A 21,138-nucleotide genomic window follows, 5' to 3' on the forward strand; every position below is an offset into this window, starting at 1 on the left:
ATTACCGTGGGACATCGAGGCCTCCTGGCGATGGTTGAACTGAACAGCTCCATCAAGCCAGGAGGCCTCTTCACACGCCCCGAAGTGTCACCAACGTCACGGCCGAGTACAGCTAGCGCCGCCAGCCCGTGCGGATCCATGACGCCCTCGCGGCCCGCATGGCCCCTGGTGGTCGCCGAACCGCGGCGGCTCCGATGGCGGTCCCGAGCCCCTCCCGCGCTCGGTGGACGATGCCCTTGTCGGAACGTGGATCCGACGCGTCGTCCGAGTGGTGCGCCTCGCCGTCGGCCTCGTCCACGACCTTCGGCCCGGGTGAGGCTGCGCCGTCCGGGGGCCGCGCCCTCCGACACGGCGCGCCGATCGGCGCGGTTCAGCCTGCCGGGCGACCGGAGACGACACGCGTCTGGTCGTCCTCCACCTCCGCCTCGGCGTCCTCCGTCCGGGCGACCAGGCCCGCGGCCCGCATCGCCTGGAGAGCGCCCGTCACCTGCGCGTCCGCCACCTCCACGAGGACGGTGCCCGTCGGCGCGAGCCACTCCCGGCCTTCGGCGGCCACGCGGCGCAGCACGTCCAGCCCGTCCTCCCCGCCGTCCCGCGTGACCTCGGGCTCGTGGAGCCGCGCCTCCGGGGGCATGAGCGCGAGTCCGACGCGCGGCACGTAGGGCACGTTCGCGACGAGGACGTCGATCCGGCCCCGCAGCTCCGGGGGCAGCGCCGCCATCAGGTCGCCGCGGTGCACCGCGGCCCCGCGCGGGACGAGGTTCTCCGCCGCGCACGCGACCGCGGCGGGATCCACGTCGGCCGCGTGCAGGACCGCCCCGGGCACCTCGTCCGCGACGACCGCGCCGATGGCTCCCGAGCCGCAGCACATGTCGACGACCACCGCGTGCCCGGTCCGCCGGGTCGCCTGCGCCGCCGCCTCGACCGCGGCTCCGGCCAGCTGCTCCGTGCGCCGTCGCGGGACGAACACGCCGGGACGGACGATGATCCGCCGCCCGGCGAAGGCGACCCAGCCGAGGACGGTCTCGAGCGGCTCCCCCGCCACGCGGGCGGCCGTCATGGCCGTGAGCGTCGCCGCCCGCGCGTCGCCGCTGCCGCCCGGTCCGGCATCGGGGTGCCGTGCCGTCGCCTCTCGGATGAGGAGGGCGGCCTCCTCCTCGGCGAAGACGCATCCCGCCGCCCGCAGCCGCTCCACGAGGACGCCGTCGAGCCCGTCGGCGGCCGCGCCGGCCCCGGTCAGGAGCGCTCCAGACGGCCGAGGCGCTCCAGCAGCTCCGCGATGCGCAGGAGGTCCTGCCCGTGCGCGGGCGGATCCGTCTGCGACGCCGCCTGCCCGAACCACTCCGCGCGCACCGTGCTGACGCCTCGGAGGAGGTCCCGTCCGCCGTCCGACAGGTGGAGGAAGCGCCCGGTGGGGCCCTCGGACCCCAGCACCAGGCCCTTCTGGATGAGCGACGCGAGGGTGGGCACGGTCGCCGCGCGGGCGGTCCGGGTGTCGAGCGCACGCGAGGCGCGGTCCATGCGCTGGGTGCAGACGACGCGGCGGAGGATCAGGATCTGGACCCCGGTGAGGCCGTCCCCGCTGGTGTCGACGGACGCGTCGATGAGCTCGGAGACCGCCGTGAGGGCGTCGGTGAGGCGGACGTGCGGGGGCCGGTCACGGTGCTCCTGGGGCGCTCTGCGCTCCCTCCGGATCCGTGGCGGGGTCCACCGGCTCGACGGAGCGTCGTGGGGATCACGCTAGACCGCCCGGCACCCGTAGGCGGGCGGCGCGGGAGCGGTCGGGACGCGGCCGCACGCGACGACGCCCGCCGCGGCGCGAGCCGGGCGGGCGCCGTGCTGCCGGTGTGCCAGCGGGTGGATCAGGACGGGAACTGCGTGAAGTCCGCCGTCGCCGGGTCGGCGCCCAGGCGCGTACCGGACTCGAGGGTGTCGATCTCGGCGAGCTCCTCGACCGAGAGCTCGACCTCGATGGACTGGAAGTTGGCGACGATGCGCTCCGGCGTGACCGACTTGGGGATCACGATGCGGCCCTGCGCGAGGTGCCAGGCGAGCACGATCTGCGCGGGGGTGGCGTCGTGCTCCTTCGCGAGCCGCGTGACGATCTCCGACTCCAGGTCGGCGCCCTGGCCGAGGGGGCTGTAGGCCTCGACCTCGATGCCGCGCTCGACCGAGAAGGTGGAGAGGTCGTGCTGCTGGAACGTCGGGTGCACCTCGATCTGGTTGACCGCCGGCACGACCTCGGATTCGGCGGCCAGCTTCTCCAGGTGCTCCGGGAGGAAGTTGGAGACGCCGATCGCGCGGATGAGGCCCTCGGCGTGCAGCGCCTCGAACGTCTTCCAGGTCTCGACGTACAGGCCGTGCTTCGGGTAGGGCCAGTGGATGAGGTAGAGGTCCACCGCGTCGACGCCGAGCTTGCGGCGGCTGTCCTCGAAGGCGGTGCGCGCGCTGTCCGCGCCCTGGTCGCCGTTGCGGAGCTTGGTGGTGATGAAGAGCTCCTCGCGTGGGATGCCCGTCGCCTTGATGGCGGCGCCCACGCCCTCCTCGTTGTAGTAGCCGGCGGCGGTGTCGATGTGACGGTAGCCCGCCTCGAACGCGCGCTCCACGGCCTGCTGCGTCTCGGCGGGCGGGGTCTGGAAGACGCCGAAGCCCAGTTGCGGGATGGTGACGCCGTTGTTCAGGGTGATGAGGGGGGATGCCATGTGCTCTCGTCTTCTTCGTCTCGATGGTCACGGTGCGGGGCGTCGTCGTGCTCGCCGGCCGCGTCCCTCCACCGTACGCCCGCCGCGCTCCCGGGCGGCCCGGTGGCCCGCCCGCTCCGTTCCCGGCGAACGGGGACGGGCGCCGCCCTCTCGCGAGGTGCGGCGCCCGTCGTGGTCGAGCCGGTGGAGCGGGTCAGCGGCCGGAGGTCTCCAGCACGTAGCCCTCCTCGCCGTGGACGATCGTGTCGATGCCCGCGATCTCGTCCTCGTTCTTCACCCGGAAGCCCATGGTCTTCTGGATGATCGTGCCGATGACGTAGGAGAGGACGAACGAGTAGATCAGCACCGCGAAGGCGGCGAGGGCCTGCTTGCCGAGCTGCTCGAGCGAGCCCGAGTAGATGAGGCCGACCTTGGTCGCGAAGATGCCGATGTACAGCGTCCCGATGAGGCCGCCGATGAGGTGGATGCCCACCACGTCGAGCGAGTCGTCGAAGCCGAGCTTGAACTTGAGCTCGATCGCGACGGCGCAGACGGCACCGGCGACGAGGCCGAGGACGATGGCCCAGGTCGGCGAGAGCGCGGCGCACGCCGGGGTGATGGCGACGAGGCCCGCCACCGCGCCGGACGCGGCGCCCACCGAGGTCGGCTTGCCGTCGCGGATCTTCTCGACCACGAGCCAGCCGAGGATCGCGGCGGCGGGTGCGGCGATGGTGTTGAGGAACGCGATGGCCGCGATGCCGTCGGCCGCGAGCTCGGAGCCGGCGTTGAAGCCGAACCAGCCGAACCAGAGGAGCCCGGCGCCGAGGAGCACGAACGGCGGGTTGTGCGGCACGTGCATGCCCTTGGCGAACCCGACGCGCTTGCCGAGGACCAGCGAGAGGGCGAGCGCCGCGGCACCCGCGTTGATGTGGACCGCCGTGCCGCCCGCGAAGTCGATCGCGCCGACGTTGTAGGCGATCCACCCGCCGTCGACGGTGGATCCGTCGGCGACCGTGAAGTTGAAGACCCAGCTGGCGACGGGGAAGTAGACGACCGTGGCCCAGATGCCCGCGAAGACCATCCACGCGCCGAACTTGGCGCGGTCGGCGATGGCGCCGGAGATGAGCGCGACCGTGATGATGGCGAACGTGGCCTGGAAGGCGGCGAAGGCGAGCGTCGGGTAGGCGGACGTCTGGTCGCCGAGTGCCGCGGTGTACGCGTCGCCGAGGCCCAGCTGGCCGAGGTCGATGCCGAGGACGCCGTCGATGCCCACGAAGCGCGGGTTGCCCGCGGCGCCGTCGGGGCCGTTGCCGAACGCGATGGCGTAGCCGTACAGGACCCAGAGGAGCCCGATGAGGCCCATGGCCCCGAAGCTCATCATCATCATGCTGATGACGCTCTTGGCCTTGACGAGCCCGCCGTAGAAGAACGCCAGACCCGGCGTCATCAGGAGGACCAGCGCCGCGGCGATCAGGAGGAAGGCGGTGTTGCCTTGATCCATGGTGTTTCACCTCTCGTAGATCGTGCAGGGGGTCGCACCGGACGGAAGGCGAGCGGCCGCCCGTGTGGTCGGGGGTTCGGCGCGTGCCGGGTGCCGGGTACGCGTCCAGTGTCGGGGGGCGAGGTTTCGCCGGCTCGCCGGACGTGTTTCGGGCGCGTTACACGGGCGACGCGCATGTGAACATCGTGTTTCCGCGTGCGGCGGGGATGCCCGGGACGGCCGCCGATCCGGGCGTGGCGGAGCGTCGTCGGCTAGAGGTCGCGCCCGGCCGCGGTGAGCGAGATGAGCCGCGAGATGGCGCGCAGGTACTTCTTGCGGTAGCCGCCCGCGAGCATCTCGGCCGAGAAGGCCTCGTCGAACGGGGTGCCGGACGCGAGCAGGGGGATCTGCGCGTCGTAGACCCGGTCGACGAAGGCGACGAAGCGGAGCGCGTCGGTCTGGCCCTGCAGCTGGGTCACGTCGCGGAGCGCGATGGCGTCGACGCCCTCGATCACCTTCACGTACTTGGAGGGGTGCAGCCGCGAGAGGTGCGCGACCAGCTCGGGGAACCCGTCGACGGTGACCGAGCGGCCGCCGGCCTGCGCGGCGTCGGCCCTGGCGTCGAGCTCGGCGGCGCCCACCGTGATCGCGTGGCCCTCGAAGGCGCGGCGCCGGTAGTCGAGCCCGTCGATGCGGATGGTGTCGAACCGGTCGCTCATCGCCTGGATCTCGCGCAGGAAGTCGGCCGCCGCGAAGCGCCCCTCCCCCAGGGCGTTCGGCGGCGTGTTGCTCGTCGCGGCGATGCGCGTGCCGTCGGCCACGAGGTCGGACAGCAGGCGCGTCATCATCATCGTGTCGCCCGGGTCGTCGAGCTCGAACTCGTCGATGGCCACGAGCGTTGCGCCGCGGAGGATCCCGACCGCGCCCTGGTAGCCGAGCGCCCCGACGAGCGCCGTGTACTCGATGAAGGTGCCGAAGTACTTGGGTCCCGGCATGGCGTGCCAGAGCGACGCGAGGAGGTGGGTCTTGCCGACTCCGAACCCGCCGTCGAGGTAGACGCCGGGCTTCAGGGCGGGCGCCTTCCTCCGAGAGAAGAGGCCACCGCGGGATCCGGCGCGGTCGCCCGAGAACGCGCGGAGCACCTCGACGGCCTGCGCCTGCGTGTCGTACTCGGGGTCGGGACGGTACGTGTCGAACCGCGCCTCGTCGAACTGCCGCGGCGGCACGAGGTGCGCGGCGATCTCCGCGCCCGTGATGCTCGGCGAGCGGCCGACGAGGGCGCCGGGTCCCGTGCCCTCCGCGTCGTGGCTCCGCGATCCGATGTCGGCGTTCGTCACAGGTGGGTCTCCGGCTGTCATGTGGCGGTGTCGGGAAGGTCCCGCGCATGGCGAACCGTTACCGTGGATGGTGGTCGACGCGCGGCGCATGGTGCCCGCGGAACACCCACCAGACTAATCCGCGTCCCACCAGCGCGGCCCCGCCGGCCGCGAGATCAGGAGAGCCCCATGGCCGTCGAGCCGGACACCACCCCCAGGTTCGCCGAGTACGCCCACCCGGAGCGGCTCGTCAGCGGCGACTGGCTCCAGGAGCGACTCGCCGACGGCGCGCTCACGCCCGGTCTCGTGGTCGTCGAGTCCGACGAGGACGTGCTGCTCTACGAGACCGGCCACATCCCCGGCGCGGTGAAGCTCGACTGGCACACCGACCTCAACGACCCCGTGCAGCGTGACTACGTCGACGGCGAGCGGTTCGCGCAGCTCATGTCCGAGCGCGGCATCGCGCGTGACAGCACGGTCGTCATCTACGGCGACAAGAGCAACTGGTGGGCCGCGTACGCGCTCTGGGTCTTCACCCTGTTCGGCCACGAGGACGTGCGCCTGCTCGACGGCGGCCGGGACAAGTGGATCGCCGAGGGGCGCCCGACCACGACCGACCGCCCCGAGGTCTCCCCCGTCGAGTACCCGGTCGTCGAGCGCCGCGACGAGGAGATCCGCGCGTTCAAGGACGACGTGCTCGCGCACCTCGGCAACCCGCTCATCGACGTCCGCAGCCCCGAGGAGTACACCGGCCAGCGGACGACCGCGCCCGCCTACCCGGAGGAGGGCTCGCTCCGCGCCGGCCACATCCCCACCTCTCGGAACGTCCCGTGGGCCAAGGCCGCGGCGGAGGACGGCTCCTTCCGGACGCGCGCCGAGCTCGACGCCGTGTACCGCGAGGGCGCGGGCCTCGGCGACGGCGACGACGTCGTGGTCCTCTGCCGCATCGGGGAGCGCTCGAGCCACACGTGGTTCGTGCTCACCCACCTGCTGGGCTTCGAGGGCGTCCGCAACTACGACGGCTCCTGGACCGAGTGGGGCTCCGCCGTGCGGGTCCCCATCGTGCAGGGCGCCGAGCCCGGCGAGCTGCCCGCCCGATGACCGACGCCCCGGGGCTGCCCGCCGCGCTCGCCGAGATCCGCGACGACTTCCTCGCGCTCGAGCAGCGCGACCGGCTCCTGCTCCTGCTCGACTTCAGCAACGAGCTGCCCGCTCTCCCGCCGCGGTACGCCGACCACCCGGACCTCCTCGAGCGCGTGGAGGAGTGCCAGTCGCCGGTGTTCATGTTCGTGGAGGTCGTCGACGGCGACGTGCACGTGCACGCCCAGGCGCCGGCCGAGGCGCCGACGAGCCGCGGGTTCGCGTCGATCCTCGCGCAGGGCCTCGACGGGCTCCCGGCCGACGAGGTGCTCGCGGTGCCCGACGACTACCCGTCCACGATCGGGCTCGACGCGGCTGTATCGCCGCTGCGCATGCGCGGCATGACGGCGATGCTCGGGCGGGTCAAGCGCCAGGTGCGCGAGCGGCTCGCCGGGTGAGGATCACGCGGATCCTCCCCGTGGCGGGGGCCGGCCACGCGGCGGCCTCGCGCGGCCTGGACGACGACGGCACCCGGGGCTGGCTGGAGGACCTCTACCGTCCGGGATCCGCCGACCACGTGCGCCTCAACTTCGTGGCGTCGGTCGACGGCAGCGTCATCGGCGCCGACGGCACCTCCGACAGCCTCTCGAGCGTCGTGGACCGGCGGATCCTCGGCGTCATCCGCGAGCTCGCGGACGTCGTGCTCGTGGGCGCGGGCACGGTGCGTGCCGAGCGGTACGTCCTCCCCCGCAGGACCCCGCTGGCCGTCGCCACCTCCTCGGGCGACCTGGAGGGCCACCGCTTCGACCAGGACGCGTCCCCGGGCCGCCTCCTGGTGCTCTGCCCGCCCGAGGCACGGGACCGCGCCGTGGCGTCGCTCGGCGGCGTGCCCGCCGAGATCGTGTCCGTCCCGCTGGGTGCCGCGGCCGACGGTCGGATGGGCGGCGACGACGTCGTCGACGCCCTGCGTGGCCGCGGGCTGACCCATGTGGTGTGCGAGGGCGGACCGGCGCTCGCCGCATCCCTCATCGCCGCGGGCCGGGTGGACGAGCTCTGCCTCACGACCTCGCCCGAGCTCGTGACGCCGCTGACGCCGCTCGTGCCGGCGGGCTCCGACGCCTACGCGCCGATGCGGCTCGACCAGCTGCTCGTCGACGACGACCACCGCACCTACGCGCGCTGGACGGTGCGGCGGGACTGATCCCCTGGTCGCGCCGGCGTCGGGGTGGTGCCCACCCGTCGTCGCGGCGTGGCTCCCGGGCCGGATCGCGGCGGAACGTAGTCTGCACACGTGGTAGAGACCCGTGACAGCGCCGAGGATCCGCCCGAGTTCCGCGCGGCGCTAGACGCCCTGCGTCGTGCGACCACGCGATCCGAGCTCGTGCTGACGGAGATCCCCTCGCCCTCGAGCAACCTGGCCCCGTACGCCGTGGCGCTCGCCGCCGACGTGTCGCCGTCTGGCCACGCCTCCGACTCGGAGCTCGGCACGGGCCGCTTCATCCTGCTGCACGACCCGGATGAGCCGGACGCGTGGGGCGGCGCGTTCCGCGTCGTCTGCTTCGCGCAGGCGCCGCTCGAGACCGACATGGGCACCGATCCGTTCCTCGCCGACGTCGCCTGGTCGTGGCTCGTGGACGGCCTCGCCTCGCGCGGCGCCCGCTACTCGTCGCCCTCGGGGACCGCCACCCGGATTATCTCCACCGGCTACGGCGAGCTGGCCCGCCAGGGCAGCGGCGCCAAGATCGAGCTCCGCGCCTCGTGGACGCCGGCGGACGCCGACGTGACCGCCCATGTGGAAGGCTGGGGCGAATTACTGTGCATGCTCGCCGGGCTGCCTCCCGCGGGCGAAGGAGTGACACTGCTATCAGCGCGACGCACCCGGACGTGAACGCCCCGTCCGACACCCCAGACCCCGACGCGACCGGCGACGGCGCCGTCGCCCCCTCCCCGTCGGCGGCGGGTCTCCGCCGACCGGCCATGGGCGCGTCCCTCTTCTCCGACGTGCCGGGATCCACCGCCACCGACGCCGTGACCGCACGCGCGCGCACGCGCACCCGGCGGACGGAGCCCGCGCAGGCGACCGAGAACGCCCCCGCCGCGGCGGACCCGGTCCCGCGCGACGACGACGCACCCTCCCGTCCGCCCCTCCGCGAGGCGGCGGCCACGGGTGACCTCACCGTGATCGACACCCGGGAGGAGTACCTCCGCGCCGTCGAGGCGATCGCCGCCGGCACGGGTCCCATCGCCGTCGACGCCGAGCGCGCATCGGGCTTCCGCTACAGCCAGCGCGCGTACCTGATCCAGGTCTTCCGCCGCGGCGCCGGCACGTTCCTGTTCGACCCGCCCGCGATCGGCGACTTCTCGGAGCTCGACGAGGTGATCCGCGACGTCGAGTGGGTGCTGCACGCCGCCAGCCAGGACCTCGCGTGCCTCCGCGAGGTGGGCCTCGACCCGCAGCGCATCTTCGACACCGAGCTCGCGTCGCGCCTGCTCGGCCTGCCCCGGGTCGGCCTCGGCACCGTGGTGGAGGAGCTGCTCGGGATTCACCTGGCCAAGGAGCACTCGGCCGCCGACTGGTCGACCCGGCCGCTCCCCCGGGCATGGCTCGTCTACGCCGCGCTCGACGTGGAGCTGCTCGTCGACGTGCGCGACGAGATCGCCCGCCGCCTCGAGGAGCAGGGCAAGACCGCGATCGCCGAGCAGGAGTTCGCCGCGACCATCGCCAAGGAGGCGAAGCCCGCGCGGGTCGAGCCGTGGCGTCGCCTGAGCGGCCTGCACGGGGTCCGCGGTGGCCGTGGCCTCGCGGTCGCGAAGGAGCTGTGGGAGGCCCGCGACGCGTACGCGCGCGAGGTCGACACGAGCCCCGGCCGCCTCGTCCCCGACGGCTCCCTCGTCGCGGTCGCGCGCATCCTGCCGCAGACCAAGCGCGACCTCGCTGCCGTGCGCGAGTTCTCGGGTCGCGCCAGCCGCAGCGAGATCGACCGCTGGTGGGCCGCCGTCGAGCGCGGCCTCGCCGCGACCGCGTTCCCGCAGCTGCGCGGCACGGGCGAGACCATGCCGCCGCCGAAGGCGTGGGCCGACAAGGATCCCGCCGCCGACCGCCGCCTCAAGCGCGCCCGCGTGGCCGTGCAGGATGTCGCGACGGCCATGGGCGTCCCGCAGGAGAACCTGCTCACCCCCGAGGTGCTGCGTCGCGTCGCCTGGACGCCCCCCGCCGAGCTCTCCCCCGAGGCCGTCGCGACGGCGCTCGAGTCGTGGGGTGCGCGGCCCTGGCAGATCGAGGCGACGGCAGCGCCGGTGGCGGCGGCCTTTGTCGATGCTGGCCAAGCCGACGACGAGACCGACGACGGGGCCTCGTAGGAACAGTCAACGGTTTCGGCGCCCTCCGTGCCTCGTCCCTAGGGTGGGGGAAATCGATGCGAGGAGGCGTCAGTGGTCGAGAGAGCCGAAGTCCATTTCGTGGACGGGGTCCGCACCCCGTTCGGACGAGCGGGTGAGAAGGGCATGTACTGGCGGACCCGCGCCGACGATCTGGTGGTCAAGGCCATGATCGGGTTGCTCGAGCGGAACCCGCAGGTGCCGAAGGACCGGATCGACGAGGTCGCCATCGCGGCCACGACCCAGACGGGCGACCAGGGCCTGACCCTCGGCCGCACGGCCGCGCTCCTGGTCGGCCTGCCGCGCTCGGTCCCGGGATTCGCGATCGACCGGATGTGCGCCGGCGCCATGACGAGCGTCACGGCCACCGCCGGCGGCATCGCGTTCGGCGCCTACGACCTCGCCATCGCCGGCGGCGTCGAGCACATGGGCCGCCATCCGATGGGCTTCGACGCGGACCCGAACCCCCGCTTCCTCGCCGAGCGCCTCGTCAGCCAGGACGCCCTCAACATGGGGAACACGGCCGAGCGGATCCACGACCGCTTCCCGGCGCTCACCCGCGAGCGCGCCGACCGCTACGCCCTCGCGAGCCAGCAGAAGACGGCGCTCGCCTACGCGGCCGGGAACATCCAGCCCGACCTCGTCCCCGTCGCCACGCGCTCCGAGGAGGGCTGGGGGCTCGCCACGCGCGACGAGGCCATGCGCCCCGAGACCACGCTCGAGGGCCTCGCCGGCCTCCGCACCCCATTCCGCCCGCACGGCCGCGTCACGGCGGGCAACTCGTCGGGTCTCAACGACGGCGCCACCGCCGCCCTGCTCGCCAGCGGCGACGCCGTCAAGGAGCTCGGCCTGACGCCCAAGATGACCCTGGTGTCCTTCGCGTTCGCGGGCGTCGAGCCCGAGATCATGGGCATCGGACCGGTGCCGAGCACCGAGAAGGCGCTCCGGAAGGCCGGGCTCACGATCGACGACATCGGGCTCTTCGAGCTCAACGAGGCGTTCGCGATCCAGGTGCTCAGCCTCCTCGACCACTTCCGTCTCGACGACGACGACCCGCGCGTCAACGAGTACGGCGGCGCGATCGCCGTGGGCCACCCGCTCGCGTCCAGCGGCGTCCGGCTGATGAACCAGCTCGCGCGCCAGTTCGAGCAGCACCCCGAGGTCCGCTACGGCCTCACAGCGATGTGCGTCGGCCTCGGCCAGGGCGGCAGCGTCATCTGGGAGAACCCGCACTTCACCGGCAAGAGGAAGAGGAACAAGTGACCGACACCAGCCGCTTCCGGGAGCTCGTGGCGCTCGACCCCGACGAGGTCGTCACCCACTCGTACGTCCGCGACGTGCCGCTGCCCTCGGGCGGCGTGCTCGCGCTCGTCACGCTCGACAACGGGCGCGACCACACGCGGCCGTCCACGCTCGGCCCGGCCACCCTGCTGGAGCTCGCGGACGCGCTCGACGGCCTGGCCGCCCGGGCGGCCGCGGGCGAGATCCGCGGCGTCGCGATCACGGGCAAGCCGTTCATCCTCGCCGCGGGCGCCGATCTCAGCAAGGTCGGCGAGATCCCCAGCCGCGAGGTCGGGCGCCAGATGGCGCAGCTCGGACACGACACCCTGGGCCGCCTGCATCGTCTGGGCGTGCCGTCCTTCACCTTCATCAACGGCCTCGCGCTCGGCGGCGGGCTCGAGATCGGACTGAACTCCGACTACCGCACGGTCGACGAGTCCGTGCCCGCCGTGGCGCTGCCCGAGGTCTTCCTCGGCATCATCCCCGGCTGGGGCGGCGCGTGGCTGCTGCCGAACCTCATCGGCATCGAGAACGCCCTCAAGGTGATCATCGAGAACCCGCTCAAGAACAACCGCACGCTGAAGGCGGCGGACGTGGTGGAGCTCGGCATCGCCGACGCGTCGTTCCCGTCCGCGTCCTTCCTCGAGCAGTCCATCCGCTGGGCCGACGGCGTCATCTCCGGCGCCGTCGAGGTCAAGCGGCCGAACGCGCCGGGCCGCCTCGAGCGCATCGCCAAGTGGGACATCGCCATCGGGATCGCCCGGAAGTCGCTCGAGCAGCGCATCGGCACGGTCGCCCAGTCGCCGTACCGCGCGCTCGACCTGCTCAAGGCGGCCAGGAACACGACGCGCGAGGAGGGCTTCGCCGCCGAGGACGAGGCTCTCGCGGACCTCATCTCCGGCGACCAGTTCCGCGCCACCATCTACGCGTTCGACCTGGTGCAGAAGCGCGCCAAGCGGCCCGCGGGGGCGCCTGACAAGGCGCTGGCCCGCAAGGTCACCAAGGTCGGCGTCGTCGGCGCCGGCCTCATGGCATCGCAGTTCGCGCTGCTGTTCGTGCGCCGCCTCCAGGTTCCCGTGGTCATCACGGACCTCGACCGGGCGCGCGTCGACGCGGGCGTCGCCGGCATCCACGGCGAGATCCGGAAGCTCGCCGAGAAGGGGCGCATCTCCCCCGACGAGGCCAACCGGCTCACGGCGCTCGTCACGGGCACCACGGACAAGGCCGACTTCGCCGACGCGGACTGGGTCATCGAGGCCGTGTTCGAGGAGCTCGGCGTGAAGCAGGCGGTCTTCGCGGAGATCGAGCAGCACGTCTCCGAGACCGCGATCCTCGCGACGAACACGTCGAGCCTCTCGGTCGAGCGCATCGCCGAGCGGCTCGCGCACCCGGAGCGCGTCGTGGGCTTCCACTTCTTCAACCCCGTCGCGGTGATGCCGCTCATCGAGGTCGTGCGGACGCCGCAGACCACGGACGAGACGCTGTCGACCGCGATGCAGGTCGCGAGGACGCTGAAGAAGCACGCCGTCATCACCCGCGACACCCCGGGCTTCGTGGTGAACAGCATCCTCGCGAAGGTCCTCGGGGAGGCCATGCACGCGGTGGACACGGGAACGCCCTTCGAGGTCGTCGACCGCTCGCTCGCGCCGTTCGGCCTGCCGATGACGCCCTTCGAGCTGCTCGAGCTCGTGGGCCTCAAGGTCGGCGCGCACGTGCTCGACACGCACCACGCCGCATTCCCGGACCGGTTCTTCGAGAGCCCGAACCTGCACCGCCTCGCGGACCTCGGGCGCATCTACGCCCGCGACGCCAAGGGCCGCCCCACGGGCTTCGACAAGGAGGCCGTGCGCATCGTGAAGGGCGGCACCGACCCGCAGACGGCCGAGCAGATCCGCGAGCGCGTGGAGACGGGCCTCGCGGACGAGGTGCACCGCATGCTCGAGGACGACGTCGTGCACGCGGCGGAGGACATCGACCTCTGCCTCATCCTCGGCGCCGGCTACCCGTTCCAGATGGGCGGGCTCACGCCGTACCTCGACCGCGTCGGCGCGAGCAACCGGGCGTTCGGCGACACGTTCCACCACCCGCCCATCCGCGGCGTGGCGTAGCGCCAGGGGGAACGCAGCAGGGCCAGGCCGCATCGGCCGGGCCCTGCTGCGTGCGACAGGCGATCAGGCCTGCTCGTCGTCCTCCGCGCGCATGGGGACGCGCTCGGCGTCCTCCGGCAGCGGCCGGGCCGACGGCACGCGGCTCCCGAGCACCTGGGCGACGACGTCGCGCGCGATGTGCTGGGGAGTGAGCCCGACGCGCTCGAGGATCTGCGACCGCGTGCCGTGGTCGAGGAACTCGTCGGGCAGGCCCAGCTCCGTCACGCCCGTGTCGATGCCGGCCTCGCGGAGGTCCTGCCGGATCCGCGTGCCGATGCCCCCGACGACGACGCCGTCCTCGATGGTGACGACGAGACGGTGGGTGCCGCCGAGCTCGACGACGCTGCGCGGCACGGGCACGACCCAGCGCGGGTCCACGACGGTCGCGCCGATGCCCTGCGCGGCGAGCCGCTCCGCGACCTCGATGCCCATGGTCGCCATGGGCCCGACCGTGACGATCAGCACGTCCTTCGACGCCGACTCGTGCAGCACGTCCACGCCGTCGTCGAGGCGGCGCACGGCCTCGATCTCGTCCCCGACGCTGCCCTTGGAGAAGCGCACGACGGTGGGCGCGTCATCGACCTTGACGGCCTCGCCCAGCTCCTCGCGGAGGCGCGTCGCGTCACGCGGGGCGCTGAGGCGGATGTGCGGCACGATCTGCAGCAGCGCGAGATCCCACATGCCGTGATGGCTCGGCCCGTCGGGACCGGTGACGCCCGCGCGGTCGAGCACGAAGGTGACGCCGGCGCGGTGCAGGGCCACGTCCATGAGGACCTGGTCGAACGCGCGATTGACGAAGGTCGCGTACAGCGCGACGACCGGGTGCAGGCCGCCGTAGGCGAGGCCCGCGGCGCTCGTCACTGCGTGCTGCTCGGCGATGCCCACGTCGTGCACGCGATCCGGGTGCTTCTCGGCGAACTTGTGGAGGCCCACGGGGCGGAGCATCGCGGCGGTGATGCCGACGATGCGCGGATCCTCATCGGCCAGCGCGAGGATCTCGTCCGCGAAGACGCTGGTCCAGCTCACAGCGTGCGACGGGTCGATGGGCTCGCCCGTCTCCGGATCGATCTGCCCGACGGCGTGGAACTGGTCCGCCACGTCGCGGCGGGCGGGCTCGTAGCCGCGGCCCTTCTCGGTGATGGCGTGCACGATCACCGGGGCGCCGTAGTCGCGGGCCTGCTCGAGCGCCTCCTCCATCGCCTGCTGGTCGTGCCCGTCGATGGGCCCCAGGTACTTAATGTCGAGGTTGGAGTACAGCGCCTCGTTGTCCGTGACGCGCGTGAGGAAGCCGTGCAGGCCGCCGCGGAGGCCGCGGTAGAGGCTGTCGCCCGGGGCCCCGAACACGCCGAACACGCGCTGGCTCGTCTCGTAGAGGCCGCGGTAGGTGCGGCGGGTGCGCACGGTGTTGAGGAAGCGGGCCATGCCGCCGATCGTCGGCGCGTAGGAGCGGCCGTTGTCGTTGACGACGATGATGAGCTTCCGCGTGTTGTCGTCGGAGATGTTGTTGAGCGCCTCCCACGTCATGCCGCCGGTGAGGGCGCCGTCGCCCACCACCGCGACCACGTGCCGGTCGGTCTGGCCCGTGATCCCGAAGGCCCGCGAGATCCCGTCGGCCCAGCTCAGCGAGCTCGACGCGTGCGAGCTCTCGACGATGTCGTGCTCCGACTCCGACCGCTGCGGGTAGCCGGCGAGCCCGCCCGCTTCGCGGAGCCTCGAGAAGTCCTGGCGACCCGTGACCAGCTTGTGCACGTACGACTGGTGCCCGGTGTCGAACACGATCGCGTCCCGCGGGGAGTCGAACACGCGGTGGATCGCGAGCGTCGTCTCCACGACGCCGAGGTTCGGCCCGAGGTGGCCTCCGGTCTTGGAGACCTCCGCGACGAGGAACTGCCGGATCTCCGCGGCGAGCTCGACCATCTGCTCGCGGCTCAGCCGGTCGAGGTCCCGGGGTCCTGTGATCGTCTCGAGGATTCCCATGCTGACCGCCTTTCCCTGGGGTGCCATGTCGCGACGCCCGCCCTGTCGAGTCTACGCAGGGGCCGCACGCAGGAAGGAGGCCGGGCGTCGCCGCCCGGCCCCCTTCAGGTTCCTGTTACGCGACGAGGCTGCGCAGCACGTACTGCAGGATCCCGCCGTTGCGGTAGTAGTCCGCCTCGCCGGGGGTATCGATGCGGACGACCGCGTCGAACTCCACCGTCTCCTTGCCCGCGGGCGAGTCGGAGGTCGGTGCGGCGACGACGTGCACCGTGCGCGGCGTCGTGCCGGAGTTCAGCTCCTCGAGACCCGAGATGCTGATCTCCTCGGTGCCGTCGAGGCCGAGCGACGCCCAGGTCTCCCCCGCCGGGAACTGCAACGGGACGACGCCCATGCCGATGAGGTTGGAGCGGTGGATCCGCTCGAAGCTCTCGGTGATGACCGCCTTGACGCCCAGCAGGCTCGTGCCCTTGGCCGCCCAGTCGCGCGACGAGCCGGAGCCGTACTCCTTGCCGCCGAGGATCACGAGCGGGGTGCCCGCCGCCTGGTAGTTCTCGGACGCGTCGTAGATGAACGACTGCGGGCCGCCCTCCTGCGTGAAGTCGCGCGTGTAGCCGCCCTCGACGCCATCGAGTAGCTGGTTGCGCAGGCGGATGTTCGCAAACGTCCCGCGGATCATCACCTCGTGGTTGCCGCGGCGCGAGCCGTAGGAGTTGTAGTCCTTGCGGCCGACGCCGTGCTCGTCGAGGTAGTGGCCGGCGGGGCTGTCCGCCTTGATGGATCCGGCGGGGCTGATGTGGTCGGTCGTGACAGAGTCGCCGAGCTTCGCGAGGACGCGCGCACCCGCGATGTCCGACACCGGCGTGATCTCCATGGTGAGGCCCTCGAAGTACGGGGGCTTCCGCACGTAGGTGGACTCGGCGTCCCACTCGAACGTCGCACCCGTGGGGGTGGGGAGCGAGCGCCAGCGCTCGTCGCCGTCGAAGACGCCGGCGTACTGGTGGGTGAACATGCCCGTGTCGATCGAGCTGTCGATGGTCGACTGCACCTCGTCCGCGTCGGGCCAGATGTCCTTGAGGAACACCTCGTTGCCCTCGGGGTCGGTGCCGAGCGCGTCGGAGTCGAAGTCGAAGTTCATCGACCCGGCCAGCGCGTACGCGATGACGAGCGGCGGGCTCGCGAGGTAGTTCATCTTCACGTCGGGGTTGATGCGCCCCTCGAAGTTGCGGTTGCCCGAGAGGACGGCCGTCACCGCGAGGTCGTTGTCTTGCACCGCGGTGGAGATCTCCTCGAGCAGCGGGCCCGAGTTGCCGATGCACGTGGTGCAGCCGTAGCCGACCGTGTAGAAGCCGAGGTCCTCGAGGTAGGTCGTGAGGCCGGACTTCTCGTAGTAGTCCGTGACGACCTTGGATCCGGGGGCCAGCGTGGTCTTCACCCACGGCTTGGCCTTGAGGCCCTTCTTGCTCGCGTTGCGGGCGAGCAGCCCCGCCGCGAGCATGACCGACGGGTTCGACGTGTTGGTGCACGACGTGATGGCGGCGATGGCCACGGCGCCGTGGTCGAGCGTGAAGTCGCGCCCGTCCTCGAGCGTGACGCGCGTGGGCTTCGTGACGCTCACCGGGCTGTGCGAGGCGTGGTGCGTCTCGTGCGTCGAGTGCTCGTCCTCGGGCTGCAGCTCGCCCGGGTCGGACGCCGGGAAGCTCATGGAGGTGGTGAGGTCGACGATGTCGTGGTCGACCTGGGCGTAGTCGTTGAGGTCGCGCTCGAACTGCGACTTCGCGTCGGTCAGCTCGATGCGGTCCTGCGGGCGCTTGGGGCCGGCGATGGAGGGGACGACCGTGGAGAGGTCGAGCTCGAGGTACTCGCTGAACGCGGGCTCGACGGATGCGTCGTGCCACAGCCCCTGCTGCTTCGCGTAGGCCTCGACGAGGGCGACCTGCTCTTCGCTTCGCCCGGTGAGGCGCAGGTACTCGAGGGTGACGTCATCGATGGGGAACACCGCGGCGGTGGAGCCGAACTCCGGGCTCATGTTGCCGATGGTGGCGCGGTTGGCGAGGGGCACGGCGCCGACGCCGGATCCGTAGAACTCGACGAACTTGCCGACGACGCCGTGCTTGCGCAGCATCTGCGTGATGGTGAGCACCACGTCGGTCGCGGTGACGCCCGTGGGGATCTCGCCCGAGAGCTTGAAGCCCACGACCTTGGGGATGAGCATCGAGACGGGCTGGCCGAGCATGGCCGCCTCCGCCTCGATGCCGCCGACACCCCAGCCCAGCACGCCCAGGCCGTTGACCATGGTGGTGTGCGAGTCGGTGCCGACGCAGGTGTCGGGGTAGGCCTGGAGGACGCCGCCGACCTCGCGGGTCATCGTGACGCGGGCGAGGTGCTCGATGTTGACCTGGTGGACGATGCCGGTTCCCGGCGGGACGACCTTAAAGTCCTCGAACGCCGTCTGGCCCCAGCGGAGGAACTGGTACCGCTCGCCGTTGCGCTCGTACTCGATGTCGACGTTGCGCTCGAGCGCGTCCTCCGAGCCGAACAGGTCGGCGATGACGGAGTGGTCGATCACGAGCTCGGCGGGCGCCAGCGGGTTGATCTTCGTCGGGTCGCCACCCAGCTCGCCGACGGCTTCGCGCATGGTGGCGAGGTCGACGATGCAGGGGACCCCGGTGAAGTCCTGCATCACGACGCGCGCGGGCGTGAACTGGATCTCGGTGTCGGGGTCGGCCTCGGGCACCCAGTCGCCGAGCGCGCTGATCTGGCTGCCGGTGACGTTCTTGCCGTCCTCGGTGCGGAGGAGGTTCTCCAGCAGCACCTTCAGGCTGAACGGGAGACGCTCGTGGCCCGCCACGGTGTCGATGCGGTAGATCTCGTAGTCGGTGTCCCCGACGCGGAGTGTGTCCTTCGCGCCGAAGCTGTTGATTGCAGACACGTGGCCCTCTTCCCTCGCTGGATGGGCGCGGAAGTCGATTCCGCCCGTCATCCGATCTTGGTCGCCCGCCGCGACCGGGTCCAGTAAGGCGACCCTGATCGGGCACCCGGCGCGAGGCGGGACGGCGCCGATGTATCTCGACGTCGAGATGAATCTACCATCGCGCCACCGCGCCCGACGCCGCGGCGCGCGGTGCCTGCCCTGCCGACGAGGAGCGGGAGGACCGCGGGTCAGCCGGCCGCGGGGGCAGCCGGCTCCTTCGCGTACACGGCGCGCACGAACAACCACGACAGCACGAGGAGGACGCCGTAGAGGGGCGTGCCCATCACCAGGCGCGCGACCCCGAGCGCGTCGATCGAGTCGGCGAGGTAGAGAGGGAGCTGCACCGCGAGGCGGAGCGCGAAGAAACCGACCCAGACGAGGGTGAGGAGGCGGAGCGCCCTGGCCTTCCTGCGGTCCTGCCGCCAGGCCGTCCCGTCGCCCATGAGGAAGCCCACGGCGACGCCGACGAGCGGCCACCCCACGACCACCGACACGAGGAGGACGGCGAAGTAGGCGCCGTTGGTCCACAGCCCGAGGGCGTAGAAGTCGCGGCCCTCCCCCGACCGGAGCGCCAGGACCGCGGAGATCACGATGCCGACGAGGCCGCCCACCGCGGGCGCGAAGGCCGAGCGCTGCACCAGCCGGGCCACGACGGCCACGACCGCGACGGTGACCGGCACCGCGACGGAGAGCACGATGTCGCGCGTCAGGGTGAACGCGACCAGGAACAGGAGCCCGGGCACGATCGCCTCGAGCACGCCGCGGACGCCGCCCATGGCGGTGAGGAGCGCCGCCGCCGTCATCGTCTCGCCGCGCGCCGCCTGACCCAGACCTGCGCGCTCGGCGGCCTGTGCCATGCTCGCGCCGAGCGCCTCACCGGGGGCGGACGCGGACACGGACGCGGGCTCGCCGGGGATGCCGTCGGTCGCGGCCGCCTCGTCCGCGGGGGGGGGCTGGCCCCGGGGATCCCGCTCGCGCGGATCCTCCCCCGACACGTTCAGGAGCCCAGCGCGGAGGCCGGGCTCTCGCCGGCCGGAGCCGCGCCCGGGGTGGTGCCGACCTGCGCGGCGGGCATCTTGAGCGGGATGAGGTCGCGCGGGGGCATGGGCGACGAGCCGCGCACCACGACGACGCAGCGGAACAGGTCCTCGACGGCGGCGGCCGCCTCGGGGTCCGACACGGCGCGGCCGGTGATGACGCCGCGCAGGAACCAGCGCGGTCCGTCGACGCCGATGAAGCGGGCCTCGCGTGTGCTGGCCGCGGGCTGGCCGGGCTGCTGCACCACGGGGATCACGGCGTGCAGCTCCGGCCCGAACGGACCGTCGGCGAGACGCGTGGTCCCGCCCTGCTTCTGGATCTGCTCCCCGATGGTCGTGCGGATCTCGTGCCACAGCCCGCTCGAGCGCGGGGCCGCGAACGGCTGCACCTGGAGGCTGGACTCGGCGAAGTCGAGGCCGATCGCGACGACCTGCTGGGTGCCCTCTGCGACCTCGAGGCGGAGGTGGAGGCCCTCGCGCGGCAGGATCTTGATCCCGCCGAGGTCGACGTACGGGCGGACGGGGTTCGCCTCGGTCTCGTCGAGCGGACCCTCGTCGGCCCGGTCGTCGGGCGCGGACTTGGCGTCCAGGACGTGCTCGGCGTCGTCCGCGACGGCGGCGTCATCCGGCTGGTTCGCGTTCTCGTCGGTCATGTTCGGTCTCCTGGATCTCGGGCGGGGAGGGCGCCGGTGCCCGTGGAGCCGAAGCCCCCCGTGCCGCGGTGGCTCCCGGGCAGCTTCTCGACGGGCACGAAGCGCACCCGGCTGACCGGCATGACGACGACCTGCGCGATGCGGTCGCCGACCGCGACATCGTACGCGGCCTCGGCATCGGTGTTGAGGAGGGTGACCCGGATCTCGCCGCGGTAGCCCGCGTCGACGGTGCCGGGCGCGTTGACGATCGTGATGCCGTGACGCGCGGCCAGGCCGCTGCGGGGCAGGACGAACGCGGCGTACCCGTCCGGGAGGGCGATGCTGACGCCCGTGCCGACGGTGGCCCGTCGGCCCGGCTCGAGGCGGACGGCCTCGGCGGCCGTGAGGTCGGCGCCGGCGTCGCCGGGATGCGCGTAGGTCGGGATCGGGGCGTCGCCCGCGATGAGGACGTCGACGGGATCGGGCACGGTCCGAGGCTAGTGCAGGAATCTGATCGAATAGGCGCATGCCCGCATCCCCCTACAGCGAGCGGCTGTGGCCTGCTCCCTGGCTCTTCGTCGCCACCGCTCTCGTCATCCCCGCGAGCCTGCTCGTGTTCCTCCCCATCAGCGTCATCGCCGGGGTCGTCGTCGCGATCGTGCTCTACGCGGGCGTCGTGGCCACGCTCGTGCTCACGAGCCCGGTCATCCAGGTGGTCGACGGGCGGCTGCGCGCGGGCCGCGCATCCATCGACGTCGACCAGCTCGGCGAGCCCGAGGGGTTCCGGGGCGCGCAGGCGACGGCGGAGCGCGGCACGCGCCTCCATGCCCGGGCGTACCTGGTGATCCGCGGCTGGGTGGACCCGGTGGTCAAGGTGCCGCTGCTGGACGCGGCCGACCCTGCTCCGTACTGGCTGCTCTCCACGCGCACCCCGGAACGACTGATCGCCGCGATCCGGGGATCGCGGCGATCATGACGTGCGGTGAGGCGCTCTGTCCTCAGGGGGATTCTGTCCTCAGGGGGGGCTCTCGCCCGGCGACGCTCTAGGTGTACTCGGCCATGACGTTGGTGACACTTCGGGGCGTGTGAAGAGGCCTCCTGGCTTGATGGAGCTGTTCAGTTCAACCATCGCCAGGAGGCCTCGATGTCCCACGGTAA

At 72.4% G+C, this 21,138-nt stretch carries 18 protein-coding genes; 8 read left to right on the top strand and 10 right to left on the bottom strand.

Annotated features, from left to right (window positions below; genetic code table 11):
- Window positions 1-370: 370 nt before the first annotated feature.
- The 5 genes from HDR73_RS07630 to zapE all read right to left on the bottom strand — a co-directional run bounded on the left by HDR73_RS07630 (window position 371) and on the right by zapE (window position 5,498).
- The gene (locus tag HDR73_RS07630) at window positions 371-1,195 is read right to left on the bottom strand and encodes a putative protein N(5)-glutamine methyltransferase (protein ID WP_012299020.1); all 825 of its coding nucleotides are present in this window, start codon (window positions 1,193-1,195) and stop codon (window positions 371-373) included.
- A gap of 41 nt (window positions 1,196-1,236) precedes the next feature.
- Window positions 1,237-1,521, bottom strand: coding sequence for a hypothetical protein (locus tag HDR73_RS07635; RefSeq protein WP_223842609.1), 285 nt, complete (start codon window positions 1,519-1,521; stop codon window positions 1,237-1,239).
- A 341-nt stretch (window positions 1,522-1,862) separates the two neighbouring features.
- Window positions 1,863-2,702, bottom strand: a complete 840-nt coding sequence (locus HDR73_RS07640; RefSeq protein WP_012299019.1) for an aldo/keto reductase — start codon at window positions 2,700-2,702, stop codon at window positions 1,863-1,865.
- Window positions 2,703-2,895: 193 nt separating this feature from the next.
- Window positions 2,896-4,182: an ammonium transporter gene (locus HDR73_RS07645; protein WP_012299018.1), complete on the bottom strand. Its 1,287-nt coding sequence runs from the start codon at window positions 4,180-4,182 to the stop codon at window positions 2,896-2,898.
- A 251-nt stretch (window positions 4,183-4,433) separates the two neighbouring features.
- Window positions 4,434-5,498, bottom strand: coding sequence for a cell division protein ZapE (gene zapE / locus HDR73_RS07650; RefSeq protein ID WP_012299017.1), 1,065 nt, complete (start codon window positions 5,496-5,498; stop codon window positions 4,434-4,436).
- A 168-nt stretch (window positions 5,499-5,666) separates the two neighbouring features.
- On the opposite strand from zapE, the gene HDR73_RS07655 reads away from it, so the two are divergent.
- The 7 genes from HDR73_RS07655 to HDR73_RS07685 all read left to right on the top strand — a co-directional run bounded on the left by HDR73_RS07655 (window position 5,667) and on the right by HDR73_RS07685 (window position 13,324).
- Complete coding sequence (locus tag HDR73_RS07655) at window positions 5,667-6,578, top strand: sulfurtransferase (protein ID WP_012299016.1); 912 nt, start codon at window positions 5,667-5,669, stop codon at window positions 6,576-6,578.
- A complete protein-coding gene (locus HDR73_RS07660) occupies window positions 6,575-7,015 on the top strand; it encodes a SufE family protein (RefSeq protein ID WP_012299015.1) in 441 nt (146 codons plus the stop codon). The genes HDR73_RS07655 and HDR73_RS07660 overlap by 4 nt, the downstream gene beginning before the upstream one ends.
- Window positions 7,012-7,758: a dihydrofolate reductase family protein gene (locus HDR73_RS07665; protein ID WP_012299014.1), complete on the top strand. Its 747-nt coding sequence runs from the start codon at window positions 7,012-7,014 to the stop codon at window positions 7,756-7,758. Before HDR73_RS07660 ends, HDR73_RS07665 begins: the two co-directional genes overlap by 4 nt.
- A 90-nt stretch (window positions 7,759-7,848) precedes the next feature.
- On the top strand, window positions 7,849-8,445 hold the full coding sequence (locus HDR73_RS07670) for a DUF3000 domain-containing protein (RefSeq protein WP_041464540.1): 597 nt from the start codon (window positions 7,849-7,851) through the stop codon (window positions 8,443-8,445).
- Window positions 8,442-9,917, top strand: a complete 1,476-nt coding sequence (locus tag HDR73_RS07675) for a ribonuclease D (protein ID WP_174270079.1) — start codon at window positions 8,442-8,444, stop codon at window positions 9,915-9,917. Before HDR73_RS07670 ends, HDR73_RS07675 begins: the two co-directional genes overlap by 4 nt.
- Window positions 9,918-9,989: 72 nt before the next feature.
- Complete coding sequence (locus HDR73_RS07680; RefSeq protein ID WP_041464539.1) at window positions 9,990-11,198, top strand: thiolase family protein; 1,209 nt, start codon at window positions 9,990-9,992, stop codon at window positions 11,196-11,198.
- A complete protein-coding gene (locus HDR73_RS07685; RefSeq protein WP_012299010.1) occupies window positions 11,195-13,324 on the top strand; it encodes a 3-hydroxyacyl-CoA dehydrogenase NAD-binding domain-containing protein in 2,130 nt (709 codons plus the stop codon). The genes HDR73_RS07680 and HDR73_RS07685 overlap by 4 nt, the downstream gene beginning before the upstream one ends.
- A 63-nt stretch (window positions 13,325-13,387) precedes the next feature.
- Here HDR73_RS07685 and dxs read toward each other — a convergent pair whose 3' ends face one another.
- The 5 genes from dxs to dut all read right to left on the bottom strand — a co-directional run bounded on the left by dxs (window position 13,388) and on the right by dut (window position 20,468).
- Window positions 13,388-15,340, bottom strand: a complete 1,953-nt coding sequence (dxs, locus tag HDR73_RS07690) for a 1-deoxy-D-xylulose-5-phosphate synthase (protein WP_012299009.1) — start codon at window positions 15,338-15,340, stop codon at window positions 13,388-13,390.
- A 115-nt stretch (window positions 15,341-15,455) separates the two neighbouring features.
- A complete protein-coding gene (gene acnA, locus HDR73_RS07695; RefSeq protein ID WP_041464538.1) occupies window positions 15,456-18,269 on the bottom strand; it encodes an aconitate hydratase AcnA in 2,814 nt (937 codons plus the stop codon).
- Between the two features lie 230 nt (window positions 18,270-18,499).
- Entirely contained in the window at window positions 18,500-19,207 is a 708-nt protein-coding gene (locus tag HDR73_RS07700) for a DUF3159 domain-containing protein (protein WP_223842608.1), read from the bottom strand.
- A 101-nt stretch (window positions 19,208-19,308) separates the two neighbouring features.
- Complete coding sequence (locus HDR73_RS07705) at window positions 19,309-20,001, bottom strand: DUF3710 domain-containing protein (RefSeq protein ID WP_012299006.1); 693 nt, start codon at window positions 19,999-20,001, stop codon at window positions 19,309-19,311.
- Window positions 19,998-20,468, bottom strand: coding sequence for a dUTP diphosphatase (gene dut, locus HDR73_RS07710; protein ID WP_012299005.1), 471 nt, complete (start codon window positions 20,466-20,468; stop codon window positions 19,998-20,000). Before dut ends, HDR73_RS07705 begins: the two co-directional genes overlap by 4 nt.
- A gap of 38 nt (window positions 20,469-20,506) precedes the next feature.
- Between dut and HDR73_RS07715 the strand changes: the two genes are divergently transcribed.
- Window positions 20,507-20,956: a DUF3093 domain-containing protein gene (locus tag HDR73_RS07715; protein WP_012299004.1), complete on the top strand. Its 450-nt coding sequence runs from the start codon at window positions 20,507-20,509 to the stop codon at window positions 20,954-20,956.
- Window positions 20,957-21,138: the final 182 nt, after the last annotated feature.

Source organism: Clavibacter sp., from assembly GCF_014802555.1.
GTDB classification, from domain to species: Bacteria; Actinomycetota; Actinomycetes; order Actinomycetales; family Microbacteriaceae; genus Clavibacter; species Clavibacter sepedonicus.

Excerpts from the sequence above, each read along its gene's own strand:
- HDR73_RS07635 (WP_223842609.1), bottom strand. The coding sequence starts at position 1,521 with ATGGACCGCGCCTCGCGTGCGCTCGACACCCGGACCGCCCGCGCGGCG.
- HDR73_RS07640 (WP_012299019.1), bottom strand. The coding sequence starts at position 2,702 with ATGGCATCCCCCCTCATCACCCTGAACAACGGCGTCACCATCCCGCAA.
- HDR73_RS07645 (WP_012299018.1), bottom strand. The coding sequence starts at position 4,182 with ATGGATCAAGGCAACACCGCCTTCCTCCTGATCGCCGCGGCGCTGGTC.
- HDR73_RS07655 (WP_012299016.1), top strand. The coding sequence starts at position 5,667 with ATGGCCGTCGAGCCGGACACCACCCCCAGGTTCGCCGAGTACGCCCAC.
- HDR73_RS07660 (WP_012299015.1), top strand. The coding sequence starts at position 6,575 with ATGACCGACGCCCCGGGGCTGCCCGCCGCGCTCGCCGAGATCCGCGAC.
- dxs (WP_012299009.1), bottom strand. The coding sequence starts at position 15,340 with ATGGGAATCCTCGAGACGATCACAGGACCCCGGGACCTCGACCGGCTG.
- HDR73_RS07705 (WP_012299006.1), bottom strand. The coding sequence starts at position 20,001 with ATGACCGACGAGAACGCGAACCAGCCGGATGACGCCGCCGTCGCGGAC.
- HDR73_RS07715 (WP_012299004.1), top strand. The coding sequence starts at position 20,507 with ATGCCCGCATCCCCCTACAGCGAGCGGCTGTGGCCTGCTCCCTGGCTC.